Source organism: Christiangramia crocea, from assembly GCF_022410465.1.
GTDB classification, from domain to species: Bacteria; Bacteroidota; Bacteroidia; order Flavobacteriales; family Flavobacteriaceae; genus Christiangramia; species Christiangramia crocea.
Map to the genome: position 1 here is coordinate 429,340 of NZ_JAJSON010000025.1, position 25,940 is coordinate 455,279.

Consider the following 25,940-nt stretch of genomic DNA (forward strand, 5'->3'; position numbering starts at 1 on the left):
ATGACCTATTTCCGGAAAATACTCCAGTTCGCGATTCCCTACAAGCAGTTCGCGATACTGAATATTATTTGCAATATTTTATATGCGATCTTCAGTACCCTTTCTTTTATCGCGCTGATCCCTGTAATTCAGGTTTTATTTGATAAAACAAAAAGGGTTGCAACAAAACCAAAATGGGACGGGATTGGCGGAATAAAGGATTATGCCGTAAATCATTTCAATTATTATGTTACACAAAGGGTAAATGAAGATGAAGTAGCTGCCCTTGTATTTATTTGCGGGATCGTAGTGCTACTGTTTTTCCTTAAGAACATGTTTGGGTACCTGAGTTCCTTTTTCCTTACATTTTTAAGGAATGGGGTGCTAAGGGATCTTAGGGATGCTGTCTATAAAAAGATTCTTGAACTGCCTATCTCCTACTTTTCAGAAAAAAGAAAGGGAGATACCATTTCCAGGATAACTGCCGATGTAAACGAGGTTCAAACCTCCTTTTTATCGATCCTGGAACTAATCGTAAGAGAGCCGCTGACTATTCTGTTTACCATCATAGCCATGCTTATGATGAGTGCCAAGCTCACCTTGTTTGTTTTTATATTTCTTCCTATCTCAGGTTTCATCATTTCACTTATTGGAAAACAGTTAAAAAAACAGTCAAATCTTGCACAGGAAGAGAACGGACATTTTTTAAGTATCGTAGAAGAAACCCTTTCCAGTCTTAAGATCGTTAAGGGCTTTAATGCTGAAAAGAAGTTCTATGCTCGTTTTCAGGAATCTACCAACCGACTCAACTCTATCCTGAACAAACTGGTTAACAGGCAAAATCTGGCATCCCCAACAAGTGAATTCCTGGGAATATTTGTAATAGTGATCATTTTATGGTTTGGAGGGAATATGGTGCTTGTCGAAGGAACACTGGACGCAGCCACCTTTATCGCATTTCTGGGCCTTGCATACAATATACTTACCCCGGCCAAGCAGATCTCCAAGGCCTCGTATAGCGTTAAAAAAGGAAATGCAGCAGCCGAACGCATCCTGGATGTTCTGGAGACTCCTTCTAATCTGACTGATGCCCCAAATGCAATTGAGAAAAAGGATTTTGAAAGAGAAATCAGCATCGAGAATGTAAGTTTCAGTTATGAAAAAGAAAGGGTGCTTAAGGATTTCAGTATTAGGGTTCCAAAGGGACAAACCGTTGCTTTAGTTGGACAGTCAGGCTCCGGAAAATCTACCATTGCCAATCTAATAACCCGTTTTTATGATGTAAATAACGGAAGTATTAAACTAGATGGTACAGATATAAGGGATATAAAAAAAGCTTCTCTACGAGACCTGATGGGTCTGGTGACACAGGATTCCATCCTTTTCAATGACACTATAAGGAACAATGTTGCCCTGGGAAAGAATAATGCATCTGATGAGGAGATTATAGAGGCTCTGAAGATTGCCAATGCCTGGGAATTTGTTAAAGAACTTCCACAACAACTGGATACCAATATTGGTGATAGTGGCAACAAATTAAGCGGCGGTCAAAAACAAAGACTTTCTATTGCAAGAGCAGTATTAAAGAATCCGCCGGTAATGATCCTGGACGAGGCAACTTCTGCTCTGGACACCGAAAGTGAGAAACTTGTGCAAAAGGCCCTGGAAAATATGATGAAAAATCGTACCTCGGTAGTTATCGCCCACCGCCTTTCTACTATCCAAAATGCTGATAATATTGTGGTAATGCAGCGCGGAGAAATTGTTGAACAGGGTAAACACCAGGAACTTATCTCGAAAGACGGTACGTACCGGAAACTGGTAGAAATGCAGTCTTTTGATTAATAGAAAAAAGGCTGACAAATCAGCCTTTTTTAAATATACCATACTTAACTTATTTATTTTATTCTCCTAAGCTCTCCCGATTGTAAAGCTTCTTCATAATTTGCGCTTATCGCCGGAAAGCTTCCAAAGAATTTTTTTCCGTCTATACGCTTCAAAATCACCTTTGATTCACCATTATCATTGGTTTTCACCTCTGTCACCTCAACCTTAATTCCTTTCACAAGCTTAAAATCCGGCCTGCCTCCGGTTTTGATAATAAAATTGGGACGGGGAAAATTCACATGGGAATATCCATAACTCACGGGTTCATGGATAATAAGCACTTCACCTTTAGTGGCATCACTGGTATCAGATTGTGCTAAGGTTGGGAAACCAAGTGCAATAATGAAAAAAAATGTAAGAAAATATACAGTTCTCATATAAATTACCATTTTAATTATTTTTGGATGCAAAATTAAAAATATCTTAAAATACCGGCAAGAAAAATGAGAATAAAAAAATGGATAATACTGAGTATCATCCATTTTTTATCAAAATTATTTCCACTTTGGGGCAAATGGAAACAATGAGATCTAATTCGATTTTTTGGGGCAAAAAAAGATTAAATCGTTTTGTTATTGTAAAGATACAATAAACTTTAATTCAAACAAGAAAAAAATGCTTTTTATCAATGAAAAAAGCATTTAGTCGATTGATTTATATCATATTGAAGTTTTTTTCCTACAATAGTAATATGAAAATTTTCCTTTTTGAAGCTTTAAGCTTTTCAATACCTTTACGCGATCAATTTTACAACGTAGTAATTTCTGAAGCTTGCAATACTCCGAAGATCAATTTATAGAAAGGTTAAAAGACAGTTCCTCCTCCCAGGAAGCTTTCAGGGAACTTATTGCCCTGTATAAGGAACGCCTGTACTGGCACATAAGAAATATAGTAAAAGATCATGATGATACAGATGATATTCTTCAGAATACATTTCTTAAGATTTTTCGTAATATCGATAAGTTTAAGGGAGATAGCAAACTATATAGCTGGATGTATCGCATAGCCACAAATGAGTCTATTACTTTTCTAAATAAAAAATCCAGAAGACTTCAAATAACTTCTGAAGACCTTCAGAACCAAATAATAGATAATCTGGAGAGTGATGTTTATTTTGAAGGAAGCGAGATCCAGTTGAAATTACAGAAAGCTATTAGCACCTTACCAGACAGACAACAACAGGTGTTTAATATGAAATATTTTCAGGAAATGAAGTACCGGGAAATGGCAGAGATTTTGAATACAAGTGAGGGAGCTTTAAAGGCATCCTACCATCATGCAGCTAAAAAAATTGAAGAATTTTTAAAAACTAATTAAACCATTACGAAAATTTATAGTCAAAGAAGTGATGAAAACCAATAAACCGAAATATTCAGAAAATTCTGGTTTCAAGGTTCCTAAAGATTATTTTGAGAACTTTGAGGATAGAATGATTCGCAGGCTCGAAGAGCAGGAAGCTGTAAAGCTCCCTGTAAATGAGAGTGGATTTAGCGTTCCTGATGGATATTTTGAATCATTGGATGAAAAGATTCTTAAGAGAACTAAAGACAACACGCCAACTCGCGTGATAAATCTGTTCAAAAAAGAATACCTTTTCTATGCTGCTGCAGTAGCAGCCATTTTTATTCTAATGCTGGGGAACTTCTTCCAGACTGAATCAGATCAGCCAATAGGCTGGGACGATGTTGAAATTTCGGCAATGGAGAACTATATTGATGAAGGCTATGACATGGGCTTTATAGACCTGAACACATCAGACTATTCTGAGTTTATCCTGAAAGATGGTAAGCTTATTGATGATTCAGACTTCTATAGTGTAAATTCTGAAGCCGTTATCGACTATATTGATGAAAATATTGAGGACCCTACCTATATTTTAGAATAAATTATGAAAAAATTAGTATTGATATTGTTTGTTCTTTGCACTACACCCCACATGGTGGCACAGGACTCTGGAAAAGACAAATGGGAGCGTATAAAAGCTCTTAAAGTAGCCTATTTCACTCAGGAACTTAATTTAACTGATAAAATAGCCGAGAAATTCTGGCCTATTTATAACAGATATGAAAAGGCCAGGCACGAGTTGCACAAGCGTGAACATATAGACCTGGAAAATGTGGAGTGCATCAATGAATCAGAAGCCAATGAACTTTTAAATGAGCTCCTCAGTGTGGAAAATGAGGAATACAATATAAAAAAGAAACTCTTTAGAGATCTTAGAGAGATCATATCAGCTAAAGATATTATCAAGCTACATAAGTTGGAAGATGAATTCCATAAAAAGCTTATAAAAGAATATCGTTCGAAAAGGGAACGTGAAGATTCAAACAGCAGTGAGTAGTTTTGCTATTCATATTTAGTTTTTTGGTTAGTTAGTAGTTAATAATCCGGCAGATACTGAATCTGTCGGATTATTTCTTTTAATGAAATACCAGTTTTGCAATCCTGCTCTTACCAGCAGCATAAGCCGTAGAATCATTTACAAACCTTAGCGTATAGAAACCTTCATCTGAAATCTTTTTCCAGGTTTTTCCACCATCCTTGGTATAATGTATACCGCTAAATCCAGTTGCCACAATTTGCCGGCCTTCAGAATTCGGCAAATATCTTACACTGCTCTTGTATCCGGGATCTTTACCGTCCCCTACTAATTGCCAGCTTTTTCCTCCATCCCTGGTCACTGCCTTATTACTTAAATTCCCTTCCGGATTTGTATAATCGCCCCCGATGATTATACCATTTTCTTCATCATAGAAATCAATACTATATCCTCCCGTAGTGGATTTTCCCTGTACCAGAGGCGTCTCAAAAACTTCCCAGGTCTTACCTTTATCCGGAGAATATAATACTCTGGATTTAACACCACCGGTCAGGATCCAGGTCTTATTCCCCACCAGTGCAATATTCGAATTACTGGCCGCGAAGGCAGCTTCTCCTTCAGCAGCAACGGGCAAATTCTCACAATCTAATTTACTCCAGCTTTTCCCTCCATTCCTGGTAATGATTATCGAGATGCAGCCATCTGTGGGATCTCCCATAGCTATACCTTCATTATCATTCCAGAATGCCATAGCATCATAAAATACCTTTTCATTCTCTTCTTTATAAACAAGCTCCATTTGTCCAGAATCTCCTGTTTTATACAAAAGTGCAGGATTAGCCACACTCAGCATAAAAAAGTCATTCGCAGTGCTTGCAACCGCCCTGAAATCAGGAGTTATCGTATCAAATCTCTGAACATTTGTTTTCCATGTATTGTTAGCCGAATTATAAAGGCCGTATTTGCCATTATTTCCCGCAAAAGCAAGGTTCTCCCCTATTACTTCAATCGCCCTCACACTCAGCGAATCATCCACCAAAAGAATCTCGGTTTCAACCGACTCATAATATTTTGGTTTAGATGTATCAATGTTTTCGGCCCCGTTTTTCTTAGGATCGTTTTTGCAGGAAAAAACCAGTAAAACCAGTAAAAAGCTTATTCTTTTCATAATCGGAATTTGCACCAAATATAAATTTTTCCCGTTCAAAAAACCGTAACTTTGCCGCTTTAAAGGAAATTTATGCGCCTACACAGAAATCTGGTTTTCGCCACTATTGATGCTCTTGCCGAAATTTTTAATGAGGGAAACTATGCCGATAAAGTAATCGAAAAGACCCTGAAAAGAGATAAACGCTGGGGTTCCAGGGATAGAAGTTTTATCGCAGAAACCACTTATGATATTGTAAGATGGAAAAGGCTTTATGCTGAGATCGCTGAAGTGAAAGAACCTTTTTCAAGAGAAGACCTTTTCAGGATGTTCTCCGTTTGGTGTGTGCTCCGCGGTATAAAATTACCGGACTGGCCTCAATTTGATGGAACACCTGAACGCCGAATCAAAGGGAGATTTGACGAATTAAGCAAAGTAAGAAAGTTCAGGGAATCTGTACCGGACTGGCTGGATGAACTTGGAGCAAGTGAACTTGGGGATAAAACCTGGACTAAAGAGCTTCATGCACTTAATAATCAGGCACCGGTCGTTATAAGGGCCAATAAACTTAAAACCACTCCCCAACAACTTGCAGAAATTCTGAAAGAAGAAGGTATTGAAACTTCTAATCTCAGAAATTATCCTGAAGCCCTGGAATTAAAAGAACGAGCCAATATTTTCAGAACAAAGGCCTTTAAAGATGGTTTATTTGAAGTCCAGGATGCGAGTTCACAGAGAGTTGCTGAATTTCTTAACGTTGAACCCGGAATGAGGGTGGTGGATACCTGTGCCGGCGCTGGTGGAAAAACTTTGCACCTGGCAGCCTTAATGGAAAACAAGGGCCAGATCATCGCTCTGGATATCTATGGAAATAAACTTAAAGAATTAAAACGCCGGGCGAAGCGTGCCGGTGCGCATAATATAGATACCAGAAGTATCGAATCCACTAAAGTCATCAAAAAATTATATAACACTGCAGACAGGGTTCTTATAGATGCTCCCTGTAGTGGATTGGGTGTCTTAAGCCGTAATCCCGATGCAAAATGGAAGTTACAGCCGGAGTTTATTGAAAATATCAGGAATACACAGATCGAGATCCTTCAAAAATATTCTAGAATGGTAAAAAAAGGAGGCCAGCTGGTATATGCCACCTGCTCTATCCTCCCTTCAGAAAACCAGCAACAGGTACAGAGATTTCTGAAATCTGAAGAAGGAGCTAAGTTCAAACTTAAAAAGGAAAAAAACATCCTTTCCAGCGAAAGTGGTTATGACGGATTTTATATGGCCCTGCTGGAAAAAAAATGAATTAATGGAAGTCTTACCTGATTTTTAAAATTTAGACTCATAGCTGATAGATTGAAGTAAAAGACTTTCGTTTGGACCGTGAGTGAAGCTTCCCGTGACGTTTTCCTGAGTCTCTAAATCTTCCGATAGGGTTTCACATATACTACCGCAATCTATCTTATATTCATTAAGAAGATAGAGCTCATCCCCGGATTTAGTTACAAAATTTTCACCAAAGGATTTTAGATAAATCTTAAAGTTTTCTCCTTCAGGAGCCTTTTGTTTAGACCTAACGCTTATGAGTATGTATCTTGCTGAAGAAGCATCCTGAGGCGGATTTTCGACAGTTTCTTTCCTTACTTTCAGATCATAGATATAACCTGGTTCGTATTCAAAACCCAGAATTTCATCATACATATACGTCCATTTTTCCCCTCCTATTGCCTCATCTTCCTGCACAAGGTAGACCAGCTGAAGAGCTTCACCTACCCCGGTTTGTTTAAAATGATTGATCCTCATATCAAGATTCTCAAAGTCTGCATTGACGTCAATCATTGAACAGGATTTAAAGGCAAAGAACGTAAGCAATGCCAAAAGGATGATATGAAATTTAAGATGCATAGGATGATTTTTGACTGACATACAAAAGATAATCATTAATCAAGTAAAATAAAATTTAACTTTCTTAAATTATTTACTCTACCCAAGAAAAAATCATAAATTTGTGCCTTTCAAAAACAACACAAAATATAATAGATGATCCTTTTCTTCGGAAACCAAACCACGAAGGTTTTTGCTGTAGAGACCCACTCAGAACTTTCAGCTCAGGAAATCGCTAAATTGAACTGGCTTTTCGGAAATACTCAACAAATAAATAAATCTGCCCTGGCAGATTTTTTTGTTGGTCCCCGTGCCGCCATGATTACTCCCTGGAGTACCAATGCTGTGGAAATAACCCAGAATATGGGGATTCACGGACTTATTCGGATAGAGGAGTTTCTGAGGGTAGATGAGCATTTTCATGATTACGACCCTATGCTTTCACAGAAATATGAGGGACTGGATCAGGATATTTTTGATATACATATCAACCCCGCTCCTATTATTGAAGTTAATGATATTGAGGCTTTCAACCAGCAGGAAGGTCTTGCATTGAATATTGAAGAAGTGGCTTACCTGCAGGGTCTGGCAGACAAACTGGGAAGAAAACTTACAGATTCTGAAGTTTTCGGGTTTTCTCAGGTAAATTCAGAGCATTGCCGACATAAAATATTCAATGGAACCTTTGTGATAGACGGTGAAGAAAAACCGGTGTCCCTATTTAAACTTATCAGAAAGACTTCCGAAGAGCATCCCAACGAAATAGTTTCAGCCTATAAAGATAATGTGGCCTTTGTAAAGGGACCAAAAGTGGAACAATTTGCCCCTAAATCGGCAGATATTCCGGACTATTACGAAAACAAGGATTTTGATTCCGTGATCTCCCTGAAAGCTGAAACACATAATTTCCCTACCACTGTTGAACCTTTCAACGGGGCGGCAACAGGTAGTGGTGGTGAGATACGCGACAGGCTTGCCGGAGGAAAAGGTTCCCTCCCACTTGCAGGAACCGCAGTGTATATGACTTCTTACTCCCGTCTTGAAAAAGACAGAAAATGGGAGAATGGGATGAAAGAAAGGGAATGGTTATATCAGACTCCTATGGATATTCTGATAAAAGCATCCAACGGGGCTTCCGATTTTGGAAATAAATTCGGGCAGCCACTTATTTCCGGTTCAGTTCTAACCTTCGAGCATTCTGAACATGATCGTGCCCTCGGATATGATAAGGTTATTATGCTTGCCGGCGGTATTGGATATGGAAAGGCCAGCCAGGCTAAAAAAGATGTTCCGAATAAAGGTGATAAAATAGTTGTACTTGGTGGTGAAAACTATCGTATCGGGATGGGTGGTGCTGCTGTTTCTTCAGCTGATACAGGAGAGTTCAGTAGCGGAATTGAACTTAACGCCATTCAGCGATCCAACCCTGAAATGCAGAAACGTGCCGCTAATGCCGTGCGCGGAATGGTAGAAGCCGATGTGAACCCAATTGTTTCCATTCACGATCACGGTGCAGGCGGACATTTGAACTGTCTTAGCGAACTGGTAGAAGAAAAAGGAGGAAAGATAGATCTTGATGCTCTTCCTGTTGGAGACCCTACCCTTTCAGCAAAAGAGATCATTGGGAACGAATCGCAGGAACGTATGGGACTCGTGATAGGTAAGGCCGAAATTGAAAAACTGAAACGAGTTGCCGACAGGGAGCGTTCTCCAATGTATGAGGTTGGTGACGTGACCGGGGATTACCGTTTTACTTTTGAAGGTAAGAAATCAGGTCAAAAACCTATGGATCTTGATCTATCAGACATGTTTGGTAGTTCTCCCAAAACGGTAATGACCGATAATACAATAAAAAGGAAGTATTCAGAGGTTGAATACCAGACCTCAAAAATACATGACTATCTGAATCAGGTGCTTCAACTGGAAGCCGTAGCCTGTAAAGACTGGCTTACCAATAAGGTAGACCGGTGTGTTTCGGGAAGAGTGGCAAAGCAGCAGACTGCAGGGCCGCTTCAATTACCGCTTAATAACTGTGGTGTTATGGCGCTTGATTATAAAGGAAAAGAAGGAGTTGCCACTTCAATTGGCCACTCCCCTGTATCGGCTCTTGTAGACCCGGTGGCCGGTTCAAAGAATTCAATTGCTGAATCTCTTTCAAATATCGTATGGGCACCGCTTGAAAAAGGATTAAAATCCATCTCACTTTCAGCCAACTGGATGTGGCCCTGTAATAATGAAGGGGAAGACGCCAGACTTTATGAAGCCGTTGAAGGAGTTTCCAAATTTGCAATTTCCCTTGGCATAAACGTTCCCACAGGAAAGGATTCACTTTCCATGAAACAGAGGTATAAGGATGGAGAGGTCATCTCCCCGGGTACAGTTATTATATCTGCGGCAGGACATTGTGATGATATTCGAAAAGTAGTAGAACCAGTTCTACAAAAGAAAGGTGGAGATATTTATTATATCAACCTGTCACAGGATAAATTTAAACTTGGAGGTTCTTCTTTCGCTCAGATCCTGAATAAAGTAGGAAACGAAGTTCCAACTATCCAGAATAACAAAAAGTTCGCTGAAACCTTCAATACCATCCAGGAGCTTATCAAAAAGGATTTGATCCTTGCCGGGCATGATGTTGCTTCGGGTGGCCTCATAACTACACTGCTGGAAATGTGCTTTGCCGATGTTGATCTTTCCGCAGACCTTGATCTTTCGGCATTGAATGAAAAAGATATTGTAAAACTTCTTTTCAATGAAAACTGCGGAATAGTTTTCCAGGCGAAAGATGCTTCAGTTGAAGATATCCTGAAAGAAAAGAATATCGAATTCTATAATATAGGTAAGGTTACTGAAGGAAAAGAACTGAAAATAAGAAATACAGGCGCTAATCTGAGCTTCAATATACCTGAACTCAGAGATACCTGGTATAAGACCTCGTTCTTGCTTGACGAAAGGCAAAGCGGGATAGATAAGGCTACTGAGCGCTATCATAATTATAAGGAGCAGCCGCTTGAATTTAAATTCCCTGAACATTTCACCGGAAAACTGCCACAGATAGATTCTTCTAAACCTCGTATAAAGGCAGCTATCATCCGTGAAAAAGGATCAAACTCCGAAAGGGAAATGGCCCGTGCGATGCACCTTGCCGGCTTCGATGTAAAGGATGTCCATATGACCGATCTGATTACTGGAAGGGAAACCCTGGAAGATATTCAGTTCATCGCTGCAGTTGGAGGCTTCTCGAACTCAGATGTACTTGGAAGTGCGAAGGGTTGGGCAGGCGCATTCCTGTATAACGAAAAGGCGAAAACTGCCCTGGATAATTTCTTTGCCAGAAAAGATACCCTCTCGTTAGGAGTTTGTAATGGCTGCCAGTTGTTCATTGAACTTGGGCTGATCAACCCGGATCATGACCAGAAACCAAAAATGCTACATAACGAATCACATAAATTCGAATGTAATTTCACTTCTGTTGAAATTCAGAAAAATGATTCAGTAATGCTCTCGACCCTTGCCGGAAGCAAGCTTGGTATCTGGGCAGCTCATGGTGAAGGTAAGTTCAGCTTCCCTTATGAAGAGGAGAAATATAAGATCGTTGGGAAATACGGATATGAAGGATATCCTGCCAACCCTAACGGATCTCATTATAATACGGCTATTCTCACCGATGATACCGGAAGACATCTGGTAATGATGCCTCATTTAGAGCGATCTACCTTCCAGTGGAACTGGGCTTATTATCCCAAAGGAAGAAAAGATGAAGTCTCGCCATGGCTGGAAGGATTTGTAAATGCCAGAAAATGGCTGGAAAAAAATAAGTGATATTTTATCTAATAAATTGAAGGGATGTTAAAAACATCCCTTCTTTTTTAAAAGATCGATTTGAAGTAGCCCTCTTTTTTGCTATTTTGCAAGGGATATTTAATTGATCAACTTCATGAACGATATAAAAAGACTCTTTGACTTTCCATATTTTCAACTTGAGAATCATCCTTTAGAGGAAGCATTCGGAACTAAATATAATGGAGAGTGGCAAACTATTTCCACACAACAATACATTGACCAGGCAAATACAATAAGCCGGGGGCTTTTGAGATTAGGTGTTAAACCTAATGATAAGATAGCGGTGATCTCCACAAACAACAGGACAGAATGGAATGTGATGGATATTGGGATCCTTCAGATAGGTGCTCAAAATGTTCCTATCTACCCTACTATTTCAGAAGAAGATTATGAGTATGTCTTAAATCACAGTGAGGCTATCTACTGTTTCGTTTCAGATGAAGAAGTACTTAAAAAAGTAAATAGTATCAAGGCGAATACGAAATTAAAAGAAATATACAGCTTTGATAGTTTGAACGATTGTAAAAACTGGACTGAAATACTGGATGAAGGAAAAGACAAGGCGAACCAGGATGAGGTAGAAAAGTTGAAAAAATCAGTGAAGCCAGATGATCTTGCTACGCTAATATATACTTCAGGAACAACAGGAAGACCAAAAGGGGTAATGCTTAGCCATGAAAATATCGTGAGCAATGTGCTTGGAAGTGCGCCCCGTGTTCCATTTGAAACTGGAACATACGTGTCCCTGAGTTTTCTACCCGTTTGCCATATCTTTGAAAGAATGATCCTTTATCTGTATCAGTATTATTCGGTTTCGGTCTATTTTGCCGAATCTATAGATAAGATAAGTGACAACCTTAAAGAGGTAAAACCCCATGTTATTACTGCAGTTCCGAGACTGCTGGAAAAGGTATATGATAAGATCGTGGCCAAAGGTTCTACCTTAAGCGGAATAAAACAAAAATTATTCTACTGGGCTATTGAACTGGGGCTGGAATATGAGCCTTATGGAGCGAATGGATGGTGGTATGAATTCAGACTGGGCATTGCGCGTAAGCTTATATTCTCCAAATGGAAAGAAGGCCTTGGAGGAAATATAGAGCTTATTGTATCTGGAAGTGCCGCTTTACAACCAAGACTCGCGAGGGTTTTCGCTGCGGCGGGAATTCCGGTTATGGAAGGCTACGGATTGACCGAAACTTCTCCCGTTATAGCTGTAAATGATGAACGTAATCATGGTTTCAGAATTGGAACAGTTGGAAAACCTCTTGACAATGTAGATGTCAAAATTGCCGAAGATGGTGAGATCCTGGCAAAGGGACCAAATATCATGAAGGGATATTATAAGGACAAAGAAAAGACTGATGAAGTCCTGGAGTCTGATGGTTTCTTTCATACCGGAGATATAGGTGAAGTTGATAAAGACGGTTTCCTTAGGATCACCGATCGAAAAAAAGAGATGTTCAAGACCTCGGGAGGTAAATATGTTGCCCCGCAGTTAATCGAAAATACTATGAAGCAGTCCCGTTTCATTGAACAGATCATGGTTGTGGGTGACGGGGAAAAAATGCCTGCGGCCCTCATACAGCCAAATTTTGAATTCATTGAAGAATGGGCCCGCCGTAAAAATATAGATCTGGGTGATGGTAGTGAAGAGAATATTGCCAGTAATGATCTGGTTAGAGAGCGCATTCAGGAAGAAGTTGACTTCTACAATCAGAAGTTCGGTAAATGGGAGCAGGTTAAAACATTTGCATTGACACCCGAAGCATGGACTGTTGAAGGAGAACACCTCACTCCTACTATGAAATTGAAACGGCGTAATATTCGGGATAAATATCACGACTTATATGAAAAGCTGTACGACCGCTTTTAATTGAAGCTTTGAAATTTTAATAATAAAAACTCCTCCCGACCAGAGGAGTTTTTTTGTTTTAACAAATTCTGAAGCATTAAATAGGAAAATTAATAATTTTAAATAATTTTATTATGCATGCATAATATTTTTTCATAACTTTGGATTCATTGATATTTAAAATGAAAGAAAAGACAATAGACTATGTGTTACGAGCCACCTGGATGGCCGTTTCAAAAATGTACAACGAAGAAGCCGGTAAGGCCGGGAGTACAATGGCAACAGGTTTTGCCCTTTTAAGCATAGATCCAGAAGAAGGAACACCTTCCACTTCACTTGGCCCTAAAATGGGGATGGAAGCTACAAGCCTGTCAAGGATCCTTAAGTCCATGGAAGAAAAAGGACTCATTATAAGGAAGAAGAATCCACATGATGGCCGCAGTGTTCTTATTCATCTCACTGAATTCGGCAAAGAGATGAGGGATTATTCCAAGCGGGTGGTACTTCGCTTTGACGAAGCAGTAAAAGAAGCGGTTTCAGAGAAAGACCTGCATACCTTTATTGAAGTGGCCAATACCATAATGAACCTCATCAACGAGAAAAAGGTATATACCGAAGAGATCAAAATAAAATAGTCTCATAGAAAAATGAGAGTAAAAAATAAATTAAAACCAACAAATGAAAAGAAGGATTAACAAAGTTGCAGTTATCGGTTCCGGTATAATGGGAAGTGGTATCGCCTGCCATTTTGCCAATATTGGCGTGGAAGTACTACTGTTGGACATTGTACCAAGAGAACTGAATGAGAAAGAGCAAAAGAAAGGTTTAAGTTTGAAAGATAAGGTGGTTCGTAACCGTATTGTTAACGAATCGCTTCAAAGTTCTTTAAAATCCAAACCCTCTCCTATCTACCATCAGGATTTTGCAAGCAGGATAAAAACCGGAAATCTTGAAGATGATATTTCAAAGGTTTCCGAAGTTGACTGGATCATTGAAGTTGTGGTTGAACGGCTTGATATTAAGAAGCAGGTCTTCGAAAACCTGGAAAAACACAGAAAAGAAGGCACTCTAATTACCTCCAACACCTCTGGAATACCGATTAATTTCATGACCGAAGGCCGCAGTGAAGACTTCAAAAAACACTTCTGCGGTACTCATTTCTTTAATCCACCCCGGTATTTAAGATTGTTTGAGATTATTCCGGGAAAAGAAACATCACAGGAGGTATTGGATTTTCTTCATATGTACGGGGAAAAATTCCTTGGTAAAAAACCGGTTCTTGCGAAAGATACTCCTGCATTTATAGGTAACCGAGTAGGGATCTTCAGCATTATGAGTCTTTTCCATATGGTGAAGGATATGGGAATGACCATTGAAGAAGTAGATAAACTTACCGGACCGGTTATTGGCCGTCAAAAATCGGCCACTTTCAGAACCGTGGATGTGGTAGGCTTAGATACCCTGGTGCATGTTGCCAATGGACTACACGAAAATGTTCCGCAAGATGAACAGCATGATCTTTTCGCATTACCTGATTTCATCGATACCATGATGGAAAATGAATGGTACGGAAGCAAGACAGGACAGGGATTCTATAAAAAAATAAAAAAAGAAGATGGTTCCAGTGAGATCAAATCTCTTGATCTGGATACCATGGAATATCGTGACCGAAAGAGCGCTTCTTTCGCCACTCTGGAACAAACAAAATCTATAGATAATGTAGAAGACCGCTTTGAGGTTCTTGTTAATGGGAAGGATAAAGCAGGAGAGTTCTACAGAAAGACTTTTTCTGCCCTTTTCGCCTATGTTTCTAACCGTATACCAGAGATCTCAGATGAACTTTATAAGATAGACGATGCCATGAAAGCCGGATTCGGATGGGAACACGGACCCTTCCAGATCTGGGATGCCATAGGAGTTAGGAAGGCTATTGAAATGATGAAGGAAGAAGGTCATGCACCAGCCAGCTGGGTGAATGAGATGCTTGAAAATGGTAATGATAGTTTCTATACCGTAAAAGAAGGTGAGACCTATTATTACGATATAGATGCAAAAGAACAGAAGAAAGTTCCGGGTCAGGACGCTTTCATTATTCTTGACAATATCAGAGAGTCCAAAGAGGTATTCAAGAACAGTGGTGTGGTTGTAGAAGATCTGGGCGACGGAATCCTTAATGTGGAATTCAGAAGCAAGATGAATACTATTGGCGGAGACGTTCTTGATGGAATTAATAAAGCCATAGATATGGCCGAAAAAGAATACCAGGGACTGGTAGTGGCCAATAACGGAAAGAATTTTTCTGTAGGTGCAAACATCGGAATGATATTCATGATGGCCGTTGAACAGGAGTATGAAGAGCTAAATATGGCTATCAAGTACTTCCAGGATACCATGATGCGTATGCGCTACTCCTCTATTCCAACGGTAGCTGCTCCCCATGCAATGACTCTTGGTGGTGGTTGTGAGCTTTCACTTCATGCCGATAAAGTGGTTGCTGCAGCTGAAACATACATCGGTCTGGTTGAATTTGGAGTAGGTGTGATACCAGGTGGTGGCGGAACCAAAGAGATGACCGTTAGAGCTTCAGACACTTTTGAAAAGGACGACGTAGAATTAAACCGATTAAGAGAACACTTTCTCGCCATAGGTATGGCAAAGGTTTCAACATCAGCATATGAAGCATACGATCTGAACATTCTTCAAAAAGGAAAGGATATCGTAGTTGTGAATCCGGACAGGCAGCTTGCAATTGCCAAAAAACATGCCCTTTTAATGGCTGAAAACGGATACACCAAACCAATACACAGAACAGATATCAAGGTGCTTGGAAAACAGGCACTGGGAGCATTCCTTGTAGGAACCGATCAGATGAAAGCGGGTAACTACATTAGTGAACATGACCAGAAGATCGCCAACAAACTGGCCTATGTTATGGCTGGAGGTGATCTTTCAGAAAATCAATTGGTAAGCGAGCAATACCTTCTGGACCTGGAAAGGGAAGCATTCCTTTCCCTTACCGGAGAACGCAAGACCCTGGAAAGACTTCAGCACATGCTGAAAAAAGGAAAACCGCTTAGAAATTAAAAATGGTAAATGTTGAATTTTAGATGAATTGGCATTTAAAATTTCTAATTCAAAATATAAAATAATGAAAAAGACAGCATATATAGTAAAAGCATACAGGACGGCAGTAGGAAAGGCTCCGCGCGGAGTGTTCAGGTTCAAAAGACCCGATGAACTGGCGGCAGAGACCATACAATACATGATGGATAAACTTCCTGAATTCGATAAAAAGCGAATCGATGATGTTATAGTAGGTAATGCAATGCCTGAGGCAGAACAGGGACTGAATGTAGGACGTCTAATCTCTCTAATGGGATTAAAGATCGAAGATGTTCCGGGAATGACGGTGAATCGTTATTGTGCTTCAGGATTGGAGACCATCGCTATTGCCACTGCCAAGATCCAGAACGGAATGGCTGATTGTATCATCGCGGGAGGAGCTGAAAGCATGAGCTACATCCCGATGGGTGGTTACAAACCTGTACCCGACTATGAACTGGCAAAACAGGGCCACGAAGATTATTACTGGGGAATGGGACTTACAGCGGAGGCTGTTGCAAAGAAATATAACGTTTCACGAGAAGACCAGGATGAATTTGCTTATGGTTCCCATCAAAAGGCTATCAAAGCTCAGGAAGAAGACAGGTTTCAGGACCAGATCGTCCCTATAAATATCGACGAAACTTATGTAGACGAAAACGGTAAAAAACAAACCAAATCTTATACAGTAAATAAGGATGAAGGTCCCAGAAAGGATACCTCTATAGAGGTTCTCAATAAATTAAGGCCCGTTTTTGCCGAAGGAGGCAGTGTAACTGCCGGAAATTCCTCACAAATGAGTGATGGAGCTGCTTTCGCAATGATAATGAGCGAGGAAATGGTAAAAGAACTTAATCTGGAACCGGTTGCCCGACTGGTAAGTTATTCAGCAGTTGGTGTAGAACCCAGGATCATGGGAATAGGTCCGGTTTATGCCATTCCCAAAGCCCTTAAACAGGCAGGACTTAAGAAGGAGGATCTTGAGCTCATAGAGCTTAATGAAGCTTTTGCCTCACAGTCCCTTGCAGTTATCAGAGAGCTGGATCTTGATAAGGATAGACTAAATGTGAATGGCGGTGCAATCTCCATGGGTCACCCTCTTGGATGTACCGGAGCAAAGCTTTCTGTTCAGATCTTTGATGAAATGAAAAAGCGTAACCTGAAAGATAAATACGCCATGGTAACGATGTGTGTAGGTACAGGACAGGGTGCTGCGGGAGTTTATGAGGTTTTTTAATTCTTGTAAACAAACAACTAGAACTAAATACAATATAGAGAATCCATTCTCACCAAATAATTACAAAAATGAGTACAGATACAGAAAAAAAAGATATGCTTCGTGGAGGTCAGTTCCTTGTGAAGGAAACCAAAAGTGAAGATGTTTTCACTCCTGAAGACTTTAATGAGGAGCAGAAAATGATGAAAGATTCGGTCAAAGAATTTGTAGACCGCGAGATCTGGCCAAAGAAGGAAGAATTTGAAAAGAAGAATTATGCTCTCACTGAGGAGGTCATGACCAAGGCTGCAGAGCTTGGTTTCCTGGGTGTAGGAGTGCCTGAGGAATATGATGGCCTCGGAATGGGATTTGTTTCCACCGTACTGGTGTGTGATTATATTTCAGGGGCGACTGGCTCTATTGCCACTGCCTTTGGAGCACATACCGGAATAGGAACCCTTCCTATTCTTCTTTACGGTACAGAAGAGCAAAAGAAAAAATATGTTCCTAAGCTAGCTACTGGAGAATGGTTTGGGGCATACTGTCTTACTGAGCCAGGTGCAGGTAGTGACGCCAATTCAGGGAAGACAAAAGCTGTACTTTCTGATGATGGTAAAAGCTACAAGATTAGCGGACAGAAAATGTGGATCTCCAATGCAGGATTTGCGTCGGTGTTTATTGTTTTTGCCAGGATAGAGGATGATAAGAATATAACCGGTTTCATTGTGGAATATGATAAAGAGAATCCAAACGGAATGTCTTTTGGCGAGGAAGAGAAGAAACTTGGTATCCACTCCTCCTCCACTCGCCAGGTATTTTTCGATGAGACTGAGGTACCTGTGGAAAATATGCTCTCGGAGCGTGGAAATGGATTTAAGATCGCCATGAATGCTCTTAATGTTGGCCGAATCAAACTTGCAGCCGCAACACTGGATGCTCAGAGAAGGGTAACCGATGTAGCCGTGAAATATGCTAACGAACGTATTCAGTTTAAGACTCCAATCGCGAAGTTTGGGGCTATCAAGTCTAAACTGGCAGAAATGGCGACTTCAGCTTATGTTGGCGAAGCGGCCAATTACCGTGCAGCCAAGAATATCGAAGAGCGTATTGAAATCAGGCAGCAAGAAGGAAATTCTCACGCAGAAGCAGAACTCAAGAGTTTTGAGGAATATGCTATCGAATGTTCCATATTAAAGGTTGCTTGTTCGGAAGACGTTCAAAACTGTACCGATGAAGGTATACAGATCTTTGGAGGAATGGGCTTCTCAGCCGATACTCCTATGGAATCTGCCTGGAGAGACGCCAGGATTGCCAGGATTTATGAGGGAACCAACGAGATCAACCGTATGCTGGCTGTAGGTATGCTGGTCAAAAAAGCAATGAAAGGTCATGTAGATCTTCTTGGACCTGCTATGAAAGTAGCCGATGAGCTTACCGGTATACCTTCAATGGAAAAACCTGATTATTCAGAGCTTTTCAGTGAAGAAAAAGAAATGATAGGCAAGCTTAAAAAAGTTTTTTTAATGGTAGCCGGTAGTGCAGTTCAGAAATTCGGGCCCGATCTGGAAGAACATCAGCAACTGTTACTTGCAGCGGCAGATATACTTATCGAAGTCTATATGGCAGAATCAGGAATTCTCCGTGCAGAAAAGAATGCTAAAAAATTCGGTGCTGAGACTCAGAAGGAACAGATCGCCATGGCTAAACTATATCTGTACAATGCCGTTGATACTATATCAATAAAGGCCAAGGAGGGAATTGTTTCTTTTGCCGAAGGTGATGAGCAGCGTATGATGTTGATGGGACTTAAGAGGTTTACCAAGTATACTAATATGCCAAATGTGGTGGAATTGAGGAATACAATTGCGGAAAAGTTAACCTCAGAAAATAAATACTGTTTTTAATTAAGTATTCTGTAAACTGAAAAAGCCTGAGGAGTTTTTATCACGCTAAGCTGAAACAAATTCAGTTTAACGATAAAATGCTTCTCAGGCTTATTATTTTAATTATTTCCTTTTACATCCATCTGTAGAATATATACTGCATCTGAAGCTGTGATAAAAAGCTGGTCGAAATTTTCTCCACCGAAAGTAACATTTGATGTCCAATTCCTATCTACTGGAATATGGGCCATCTTTTCACCCTTCTTATTGAATACAGTTACACCTTTCCCGGTTAGGTAAACATTACCTTCCTCATCCATTGTCATTCCGTCAGAACCCATTTCTGTAAAGAGTTTTTTATCGGTTAAATTACCATTTTTAGATAATCTATAGGAATAGGTCATTCCAGCTCCAATATCGGCGATATACAAAACAGCATTTTCCTTGGAACCTATAATTCCGTTAGGCTGAACCAGATCATCAGCGACTATTTTAACTTCTCTTTTATCAGGAGTAAGGTAATAAACTCGTTGTTTATCGATATCAGGGTTTTGCCTTTTCCAATAACCGCGCTGATAATAGGGATCTGTAAAATAGATTCCGCCTTTAGCATCAACCCAAAGATCGTTGGGACCGTTCAATCTTTTGTTTTGATAATTATCAACCAGAACTTTCACTTTTTTATCAATGTTAATCTGCCATAATTCTGATTTTTCATCGGCTGCCGCAATAAGTCTGCCTTCATTATCGAAATACAATCCGTTAGCCCGGCCTGCATTTTCCATATAAACTGAAATTTCACCGGTTTCTGCCGACCATTCCAGAATACGATTGTTTGGTTGATCGGTGAAATAAACATTCCCTTCTGCATCAGCAGCGGGACCTTCGGTAAATTTGAATTCATCAGAAATTAAAATGGGTTTGGTGTTTTCTTCAATTATAGATTGATTTTTTGAAGTCTTACACGATAACATAATTATCCCCAAAAGGAATAGAAAAAGTTTCTTAAGCATGTGTTCCAAAATTTTAAAGATATTAAGTTAACTTATTTCGAAGAAAAGCATGCTTTGTTTCGAAATCCTTTTCGGTTAAATTTATTTAAATATTAAGAGCATTTATATTACAAAGTATTCATTTTTAGTAGCTTTAGGGATACCAACCAATCAGAACATGCTCGAACTGGAAAAAAATACTACCACCTATGTTATCGGTGGAATCATTATTCTAATTCTTACTTTCTCCCTGGCTTTCTACATTCTTAGACGTCTTGGGAAAGATCCACGAAACATACTTCCGGTAAATTTCGCACAAAAAATACGTATCCCTTTACTGATCTTTCTGGCCTCACTTATTGCCCAGGTTGCAGTAATAGCCGATATTTTCATGTTTGAAACCTCGAAAAAGATCATAGGCCATATCAGCATTATCGGGATCATTTTAAGTATAGCCTGGTTTCTGATCCTACTTTTCAAAGTAGTCAAAAAAAGAATGCTAAGAAAATATGATGTGGAAAGCACCGATAACTTAAAAGCCAGGAAAGTATATACGCAGTATATGATCCTGGAGAATATTATCATCTTCATTATTGTAATTCTGGCTCTTGGAATATCTTTAATGAGTTTTGACAGCATTCGATCTGTAGGTATAAGTTTACTTACCTCGGCGGGGATCGCTGGAATTATTATAGGTCTGGCTGCTCAAAAGGCAATAGGAACTTTACTGGCGGGTATCCAAATTGCAATTACCCAACCCATAAGACTGGATGATGTGGTGATCGTTGAAGGTGAATGGGGCTGGATAGAAGAGATCAATCTTACCTACGTGGTAGTGAGGGTATGGGACAAAAGAAGACTTGTGGTCCCTACTACGTACTTCATAGAAAAAACATTTCAGAACTGGACGAGGACTTCCGCGGATATTCTGGGAACGGTCTATATCTATGCCGATTACGGACTGCCAATAGACGCTATCAGGAAAGAACAGACCAGGTTGCTGAAGACCACAGATCTTTGGGATGGTAATGTGAATGTATTACAGGTTACCAATACCACGGAAAAATCTGTTGAACTAAGGGTACTGGTAAGCGCACGCAATTCACCCACAGCCTGGGATCTAAGAGTGTTCCTAAGGGAAAAGCTCTTGGAATTTATTCAGAAAGAATATCCCGAGTACCTTCCAAAAGCCAGGATCACGATTAATAAGAATTCCCAGGAATAATTACTCCTGAAAAATCATTCCGTCGGTGGCGATACCTTTACTGAAATTGGCTGCAGTTTCTATAAGAGCAAGATGGGAATATGCCTGAGGGAAATTACCTAGCAATCGCTTGGTTTTAAAGTCTATATCTTCACTAAATAATCCCAGATGATTGCTATAGGAAAGCAACTGATCGAACATCTGTTTCGCTTTCTTTTTTTCCCCTATTTTATATAAACTATCTATAAGCCAGAAAGTACAGATGGTAAATGAAGAGGATGGCTCCCCAAAGTCATCACTATTCCTGTATCTATACATCAACCCATCTTCACAAAGTTCTTTTTCTGTTGCCTCCACTGTGCTGATGAATCTTGGGTCATCGGCTTCAATGAATCCATAGGACTGCATTAATAAAGTAGAAGCGTCCAGATCTTCTGAGCCATAATACTGGGTATAAGCCTGTTTTTCCTCATTCCAGCCGTTCTTATAGATATCCTGATATATCTCTTCTCTAAGACTCTTCCACTTGGTATCATTGATACCCATACGCAAAACCTCCCCTATTTTTATGGCCCTGTCAACCGCTACCCAGCATAGAAGCTTGGAGAATATAAAATGGCGGTCTTCGGTTCTAAGCTCCCAGATACCTTTATCGGGTTTCTTCCAGTTTTCCTGAACAATCATCACAATTCCTCTCACTACAGTCCATAAAGCTTCAGAGTTCTCCAGGGAGGTTTCGAACATCAGGAACTGCTGATAGATCACCTCCATCAAAATTCCGTAGATATCGTTCTGCTTCTGTATATAGGCGGCATTCCCGGTACGAACGGGATGAGAATTTTTATAACCTTTAAGATGATTCAGGATATGTTCCGTAAGCTCTTTTTCTCCATTAATACCATACATTATCTGTATCTTCTCATCTTTATGAGGGATGATGTCGATAATGAACTGGAGAAAATCCTTGGCCGATTTAATGTGTCCCAATCCGGCCATTACCTTAATCACCATTGAAGCATCCCTAATCCAGCAAAAACGGTAATCCCAATTTCGCTCCTCCCCAATGGTTTCAGGAAGCGATGTAGTGGCTGCAGCCAGAACAGCACCCGATTTCTTATAACTCAGCGCCTTGAGGACTAAAGCACTTCGCATAATCTCATTGCCATAATGAGTATAACGAGTACTCTTGTCACTCCAGTTCATCCAATACACCTTAGTTCGCTGAAATTTGAGGTAAGACCTGTCTAAAGTCTGTTCAACAAGTTTTTCATGATAACCAACTAGGCAGTATTCATTACCCTTTAGGCTTATTTCTTTTCTATTCATGATACTATTCAGATTCATGCTAGAATAGAGATACACAGAATCGTATTTTCCTTCTTTGGTAAAGCTTTTTATGTAATCACCTTTATTCTCATTGTGAGTTTTTTCTTTGGCAAAATCAAGTTTCGGATCATATTTTATCCTAAACTTCGGTTTCCCCCCGATAAGCCGGAAAAACCTTATAATGTCTGGTGGAGCATAATAAGAGCCATCTTCCCGGGCATACCTAGGCATGAAATCTATAAGCTGGAAAGAGTCTTTCCCATTGTCAAAAACAGTGCTTAGAATATTGGTTTCCCAGAGATATTCCTGCGTTATTTCGTAATCATCGCTTACTTCTATTTCAAAACTTCCGCCAATCTCCTCATCCAGTATCTTTGCGAAAACGGCAGAGGAATCAAAATTGGGCATACAGCACCATTCCAAAGAACCGGTTTTTGAGATTAATGCGCAGCTTTTGCAGTTACTTATGATACCGTAATCAAGGTTATCCATATCTTAAAAATCTTATAAATCAATGGCTGTCTAAAATGATTTTCGGAAATTTAAGAAAAATCAAATTCGTCGCAACAGCATTTACAATTAATTATGAGTAAAACGATCATTATTTCCAACCGACTACCACTTCAAATTTCCATTGAAAACAACCATCTAGATGTAACTCCGAGCGTAGGAGGACTTGCAACTGGCTTGAAATCATTCCATAAGGATGGAGATAGTATCTGGATAGGATGGCCCGGCCTTACCGAAGAAGAAATTCCAGAAAATCTTAAAGATGAAGTTCAAAAAAAGGCACGTGAGGAAAATTGTGTAGCTGTACATCTCACTTCTGATGAAATTGATGGTTTCTACTATGGATTCAGTAACCGTACTATCTGGCCGCTTTTCCATTATTTTATGGAGTATACTGAGTCTGATGACCAGTTCTGGAAATCATACCAGGAGGTGAACCAAAAATATGCTGACGAGATCCTTGAACATTATGAAGATGGTGATGTGATCTGGGTACATGACTACCAGTTACTCCTTGTTCCTAAAATGATCAGGGAAAAAGCACCCGAGGCGGTTATAGGTTTCTTTAATCATATTCCTTTTCCTTCCTACGAGGTTTTCAGAACATTACCATGGAGGGAAAAAGTTCTTGAAGGTGTACTGGGTACAGATCTAATTGGCTTTCATACTTACGATTATGAACGTCATTTTCTAAGTTCTGTAAGCCGTATCTTAAGACACCAGGTGGATTTTAATGAAGTTACCCTCCCGGACAGGATTGTGAAGGTGGATTCATTCCCAATGGGGATCGATTATAAGAAATTTGAACAGGCAGCATTAGATCATTTTAAAAGCACTTCCGAAAATCAGTCAGAACTTCAACGCAGGTTGGACCACCATCTGGAAGCCACTCCGGAAGCTAAGATGATCCTGAGTATAGACAGACTGGATTATACCAAGGGAATTGCGCATCGAATTAGGGCTTATGAGTATTTTCTTGATAAGAACCCTGAATATATTGAAAAGGTAAGACTGGTTATGCTTGCTGTTCCTTCACGCTCCAATGTGCCTCAATACAGGAGGCTGAAGCGGGAGGTCGATGAGTTGGTTGGTAGGATCAACGGGAAATTCTCTACGGTAAGCTGGACTCCCATCTGGTATTTTTATCGTTCTATGCCTTTTGAAAATCTTATTGATCTTTATACCACATGTGAGATCGCTTTACTGACGCCTATACGTGACGGTATGAACCTTGTTGCCAAAGAATATGTTGCTACCAGGACCGATCGTACCGGCGTACTTATTCTTAGTGAAATGGCTGGTGCGGCCCATGAAATGAACGAGGCATTAATCATTAATCCGAATAATTTCGAACAGGTGGCTGAAGCCCTAAAAACTGCCTTCCACATGCCCAAAGAAGAACAGATGGAAAGGAATAAAATGCTTCAGAAGAGACTTAGAAGGTACAGCGTGGAAAAATGGGCCCAGGACTTCATGAAAGCCCTCAGAGGTACAAAAGAGAACAGAGATAGCTTCAAAGCGACCAGGATCACCTCTGAAATTTCAGAAGAGATCATGGAGCAATTCAAAAAAGCCAAAAAGAAGATACTTTTCATAGATTATGACGGAACCCTGGTGAATTTTGTAAATAAACCCGAAGATGCCGAACCAGATGCCGACTTAAAGGAACTGATAAGAACCCTGAATTCTTCCGAAGATACCCATGTTATACTCATAAGTGGTAGGGATAAAAACACCCTCGGAAGCTGGTGGAGAGATATACCTGTGGAACTCATCTCAGAACATGGGGTATGGATGAGACAGATAGATGGCGAATGGGAACTCTCTGAAAATGTTAAAAGTGAGTGGATGGATGCCGTAAGGCCCGTGATAGAGAATTTCGTTGACCGTACTCCCGGTACCTTCATTGAGGAAAAAAACTATTCTCTTGCCTGGCATTATCGTAAAGCCGACCCTCAACTTGGAGAGATTCGAGCCAATGAATTGAGCAATGTTCTTAAAGAGCTTATTTCCAACCGTGGTTTAAGTGTTCTTGAAGGAAACAAAGTTCTGGAAATAAAAAGTAGTGATGTAAATAAAGGAAAGGCCTGTACCAAGAAACTTGTCGGTGAGAACTATGACTTTATTTTTGCAATTGGGGATGACTGGACAGATGAATACATGTTTCAGGAATTGCCTGAGACTGCCTATACGGTAAAGGTAGGGATCAGAAAAACCAGTGCAAGATACTATGTGGAAGGTACTCCCAAAGTGAGAACCCTGCTGGAAAAATTCCGGGATAATTTGTAGATAAACATCATTGTTAAAATTATTGGCAATTCCTCAGAAAGTTTAAAAATACATTAACTAGCTCAGTGTGGCATCAGGTATTTTTCTGCTTAATTTTATCTTATGAATTTAAATCGAACCAATTTAAAACCAAATTCTATGAAATCAGGAAAATTGTTAGTAGGGCTTCTATCAGGAGCGGTTGCTGGAGCAGTTGCAGGTATACTGTTTGCACCCAAAAAAGGTAAAGATACAAGAAAGGCTATCTCCCAAAAAGGAGATGATTATATCAAAGGAGCAAATAAAAGTATCCATGATTTTACCGATTCTATCAACCATAAAGTTGAAGCACTGAAGGCCAAAACAAAAGCCAATTTGGCCAGTACCAAATCTAAAGAAAAAATCAACGAGGCTAAGGCAGAAATGCATGAGATGAAAGCCAGTTAATTTATAACAAATTGATTATAGATAAGACCCCGGGAGTTTCCCGGGGTCTTATTTTTTTATATATCCCCGAAACTTAC

Annotated in this window: 19 protein-coding genes; 14 read left to right on the forward strand and 5 right to left on the reverse strand. The window is 39.9% G+C overall.

Annotated elements, in window-relative coordinates; genetic code table 11:
* Entirely contained in the window at window positions 1-1,824 is a 1,824-nt protein-coding gene (locus tag LU635_RS13505; RefSeq protein WP_240100019.1) for an ABC transporter ATP-binding protein, read from the forward strand.
* A 53-nt stretch (window positions 1,825-1,877) separates the two neighbouring features.
* Here the strand turns inward: LU635_RS13505 and LU635_RS13510 are convergent, their stop codons facing one another.
* On the reverse strand, window positions 1,878-2,243 hold the full coding sequence (locus tag LU635_RS13510; protein WP_240100020.1) for a hypothetical protein: 366 nt from the start codon (window positions 2,241-2,243) through the stop codon (window positions 1,878-1,880).
* 394 nt (window positions 2,244-2,637) lie between these two features.
* Between LU635_RS13510 and LU635_RS13515 the strand changes: the two genes are divergently transcribed.
* Genes LU635_RS13515 through LU635_RS13525 form a run of 3 tightly spaced genes read left to right on the forward strand, consistent with a single transcriptional unit; the run spans window position 2,638 to window position 4,207 of the window.
* Window positions 2,638-3,183: an RNA polymerase sigma factor gene (locus LU635_RS13515; RefSeq protein ID WP_240100021.1), complete on the forward strand. Its 546-nt coding sequence runs from the start codon at window positions 2,638-2,640 to the stop codon at window positions 3,181-3,183.
* 31 nt (window positions 3,184-3,214) lie between these two features.
* Window positions 3,215-3,751: a hypothetical protein gene (locus LU635_RS13520; RefSeq protein ID WP_240100022.1), complete on the forward strand. Its 537-nt coding sequence runs from the start codon at window positions 3,215-3,217 to the stop codon at window positions 3,749-3,751.
* Window positions 3,752-3,754: 3 nt separating this feature from the next.
* Window positions 3,755-4,207, forward strand: a complete 453-nt coding sequence (locus LU635_RS13525; RefSeq protein ID WP_240100023.1) for a hypothetical protein — start codon at window positions 3,755-3,757, stop codon at window positions 4,205-4,207.
* A gap of 79 nt (window positions 4,208-4,286) precedes the next feature.
* Here LU635_RS13525 and LU635_RS13530 read toward each other — a convergent pair whose 3' ends face one another.
* Complete coding sequence (locus LU635_RS13530) at window positions 4,287-5,354, reverse strand: WD40/YVTN/BNR-like repeat-containing protein (RefSeq protein ID WP_240100024.1); 1,068 nt, start codon at window positions 5,352-5,354, stop codon at window positions 4,287-4,289.
* 72 nt (window positions 5,355-5,426) lie between these two features.
* Between LU635_RS13530 and LU635_RS13535 the strand changes: the two genes are divergently transcribed.
* A complete protein-coding gene (locus LU635_RS13535) occupies window positions 5,427-6,638 on the forward strand; it encodes an RsmB/NOP family class I SAM-dependent RNA methyltransferase (protein WP_240100025.1) in 1,212 nt (403 codons plus the stop codon).
* A gap of 24 nt (window positions 6,639-6,662) precedes the next feature.
* Here LU635_RS13535 and LU635_RS13540 read toward each other — a convergent pair whose 3' ends face one another.
* Window positions 6,663-7,172: a DUF4377 domain-containing protein gene (locus LU635_RS13540; RefSeq protein ID WP_240100026.1), complete on the reverse strand. Its 510-nt coding sequence runs from the start codon at window positions 7,170-7,172 to the stop codon at window positions 6,663-6,665.
* A gap of 201 nt (window positions 7,173-7,373) precedes the next feature.
* On the opposite strand from LU635_RS13540, the gene purL reads away from it, so the two are divergent.
* The 6 genes from purL (at window position 7,374) to LU635_RS13570 (ending at window position 19,137) form a co-directional block, all read left to right on the forward strand.
* Window positions 7,374-11,039 carry a phosphoribosylformylglycinamidine synthase gene (purL, locus tag LU635_RS13545; protein WP_240100027.1) on the forward strand — a complete coding sequence of 1,222 codons (3,666 nt, stop codon included), beginning with the start codon at window positions 7,374-7,376 and terminating at the stop codon, window positions 11,037-11,039.
* A 115-nt stretch (window positions 11,040-11,154) separates the two neighbouring features.
* Complete coding sequence (locus LU635_RS13550; protein ID WP_240100028.1) at window positions 11,155-12,936, forward strand: AMP-dependent synthetase/ligase; 1,782 nt, start codon at window positions 11,155-11,157, stop codon at window positions 12,934-12,936.
* 161 nt (window positions 12,937-13,097) lie between these two features.
* Complete coding sequence (locus LU635_RS13555) at window positions 13,098-13,550, forward strand: MarR family winged helix-turn-helix transcriptional regulator (RefSeq protein ID WP_240100029.1); 453 nt, start codon at window positions 13,098-13,100, stop codon at window positions 13,548-13,550.
* A 43-nt stretch (window positions 13,551-13,593) separates the two neighbouring features.
* Window positions 13,594-15,999 carry a 3-hydroxyacyl-CoA dehydrogenase/enoyl-CoA hydratase family protein gene (locus LU635_RS13560; protein WP_240100030.1) on the forward strand — a complete coding sequence of 802 codons (2,406 nt, stop codon included), beginning with the start codon at window positions 13,594-13,596 and terminating at the stop codon, window positions 15,997-15,999.
* 64 nt (window positions 16,000-16,063) lie between these two features.
* Entirely contained in the window at window positions 16,064-17,254 is a 1,191-nt protein-coding gene (locus tag LU635_RS13565) for an acetyl-CoA C-acyltransferase (RefSeq protein ID WP_240100031.1), read from the forward strand.
* Between the two features lie 68 nt (window positions 17,255-17,322).
* The gene (locus LU635_RS13570) at window positions 17,323-19,137 is read left to right on the forward strand and encodes an acyl-CoA dehydrogenase family protein (protein ID WP_240100032.1); all 1,815 of its coding nucleotides are present in this window, start codon (window positions 17,323-17,325) and stop codon (window positions 19,135-19,137) included.
* Window positions 19,138-19,235: 98 nt separating this feature from the next.
* Here the strand turns inward: LU635_RS13570 and LU635_RS13575 are convergent, their stop codons facing one another.
* Window positions 19,236-20,129: an SMP-30/gluconolactonase/LRE family protein gene (locus LU635_RS13575; protein ID WP_240100033.1), complete on the reverse strand. Its 894-nt coding sequence runs from the start codon at window positions 20,127-20,129 to the stop codon at window positions 19,236-19,238.
* Window positions 20,130-20,286: 157 nt separating this feature from the next.
* On the opposite strand from LU635_RS13575, the gene LU635_RS13580 reads away from it, so the two are divergent.
* Window positions 20,287-21,333 (forward strand): mechanosensitive ion channel family protein, encoded by a 1,047-nt coding sequence (locus LU635_RS13580; RefSeq protein ID WP_240100034.1) that lies wholly within the window; start codon window positions 20,287-20,289, stop codon window positions 21,331-21,333.
* Here the strand turns inward: LU635_RS13580 and LU635_RS13585 are convergent, their stop codons facing one another.
* A complete protein-coding gene (locus LU635_RS13585; protein WP_240100035.1) occupies window positions 21,334-23,130 on the reverse strand; it encodes a glycoside hydrolase family 15 protein in 1,797 nt (598 codons plus the stop codon). It lies immediately after the preceding gene.
* 93 nt (window positions 23,131-23,223) lie between these two features.
* Between LU635_RS13585 and LU635_RS13590 the strand changes: the two genes are divergently transcribed.
* Both LU635_RS13590 and LU635_RS13595 read left to right on the forward strand, forming a co-directional pair.
* Window positions 23,224-25,437: a bifunctional alpha,alpha-trehalose-phosphate synthase (UDP-forming)/trehalose-phosphatase gene (locus LU635_RS13590; RefSeq protein WP_240100036.1), complete on the forward strand. Its 2,214-nt coding sequence runs from the start codon at window positions 23,224-23,226 to the stop codon at window positions 25,435-25,437.
* A 138-nt stretch (window positions 25,438-25,575) separates the two neighbouring features.
* Window positions 25,576-25,863 carry a YtxH domain-containing protein gene (locus tag LU635_RS13595; RefSeq protein WP_240100037.1) on the forward strand — a complete coding sequence of 96 codons (288 nt, stop codon included), beginning with the start codon at window positions 25,576-25,578 and terminating at the stop codon, window positions 25,861-25,863.
* Window positions 25,864-25,940: the final 77 nt, after the last annotated feature.

Bases quoted from the DNA above. Each gene is read 5' to 3' on its own strand.
- LU635_RS13505 (WP_240100019.1), top strand. From the start codon at position 1: ATGACCTATTTCCGGAAAATACTCCAGTTCGCGATTCCCTACAAGCAG.
- LU635_RS13510 (WP_240100020.1), bottom strand. From the start codon at position 2,243: ATGAGAACTGTATATTTTCTTACATTTTTTTTCATTATTGCACTTGGT.
- LU635_RS13520 (WP_240100022.1), top strand. From the start codon at position 3,215: ATGAAAACCAATAAACCGAAATATTCAGAAAATTCTGGTTTCAAGGTT.
- LU635_RS13525 (WP_240100023.1), top strand. From the start codon at position 3,755: ATGAAAAAATTAGTATTGATATTGTTTGTTCTTTGCACTACACCCCAC.
- LU635_RS13530 (WP_240100024.1), bottom strand. From the start codon at position 5,354: ATGAAAAGAATAAGCTTTTTACTGGTTTTACTGGTTTTTTCCTGCAAA.
- LU635_RS13535 (WP_240100025.1), top strand. From the start codon at position 5,427: ATGCGCCTACACAGAAATCTGGTTTTCGCCACTATTGATGCTCTTGCC.
- LU635_RS13540 (WP_240100026.1), bottom strand. From the start codon at position 7,172: ATGATTGACGTCAATGCAGACTTTGAGAATCTTGATATGAGGATCAAT.
- purL (WP_240100027.1), top strand. From the start codon at position 7,374: ATGATCCTTTTCTTCGGAAACCAAACCACGAAGGTTTTTGCTGTAGAG.
- LU635_RS13550 (WP_240100028.1), top strand. From the start codon at position 11,155: ATGAACGATATAAAAAGACTCTTTGACTTTCCATATTTTCAACTTGAG.
- LU635_RS13555 (WP_240100029.1), top strand. From the start codon at position 13,098: ATGAAAGAAAAGACAATAGACTATGTGTTACGAGCCACCTGGATGGCC.
- LU635_RS13560 (WP_240100030.1), top strand. From the start codon at position 13,594: ATGAAAAGAAGGATTAACAAAGTTGCAGTTATCGGTTCCGGTATAATG.
- LU635_RS13565 (WP_240100031.1), top strand. From the start codon at position 16,064: ATGAAAAAGACAGCATATATAGTAAAAGCATACAGGACGGCAGTAGGA.
- LU635_RS13570 (WP_240100032.1), top strand. From the start codon at position 17,323: ATGAGTACAGATACAGAAAAAAAAGATATGCTTCGTGGAGGTCAGTTC.
- LU635_RS13575 (WP_240100033.1), bottom strand. From the start codon at position 20,129: ATGCTTAAGAAACTTTTTCTATTCCTTTTGGGGATAATTATGTTATCG.
- LU635_RS13580 (WP_240100034.1), top strand. From the start codon at position 20,287: ATGCTCGAACTGGAAAAAAATACTACCACCTATGTTATCGGTGGAATC.
- LU635_RS13585 (WP_240100035.1), bottom strand. From the start codon at position 23,130: ATGGATAACCTTGATTACGGTATCATAAGTAACTGCAAAAGCTGCGCA.
- LU635_RS13590 (WP_240100036.1), top strand. From the start codon at position 23,224: ATGAGTAAAACGATCATTATTTCCAACCGACTACCACTTCAAATTTCC.
- LU635_RS13595 (WP_240100037.1), top strand. From the start codon at position 25,576: ATGAAATCAGGAAAATTGTTAGTAGGGCTTCTATCAGGAGCGGTTGCT.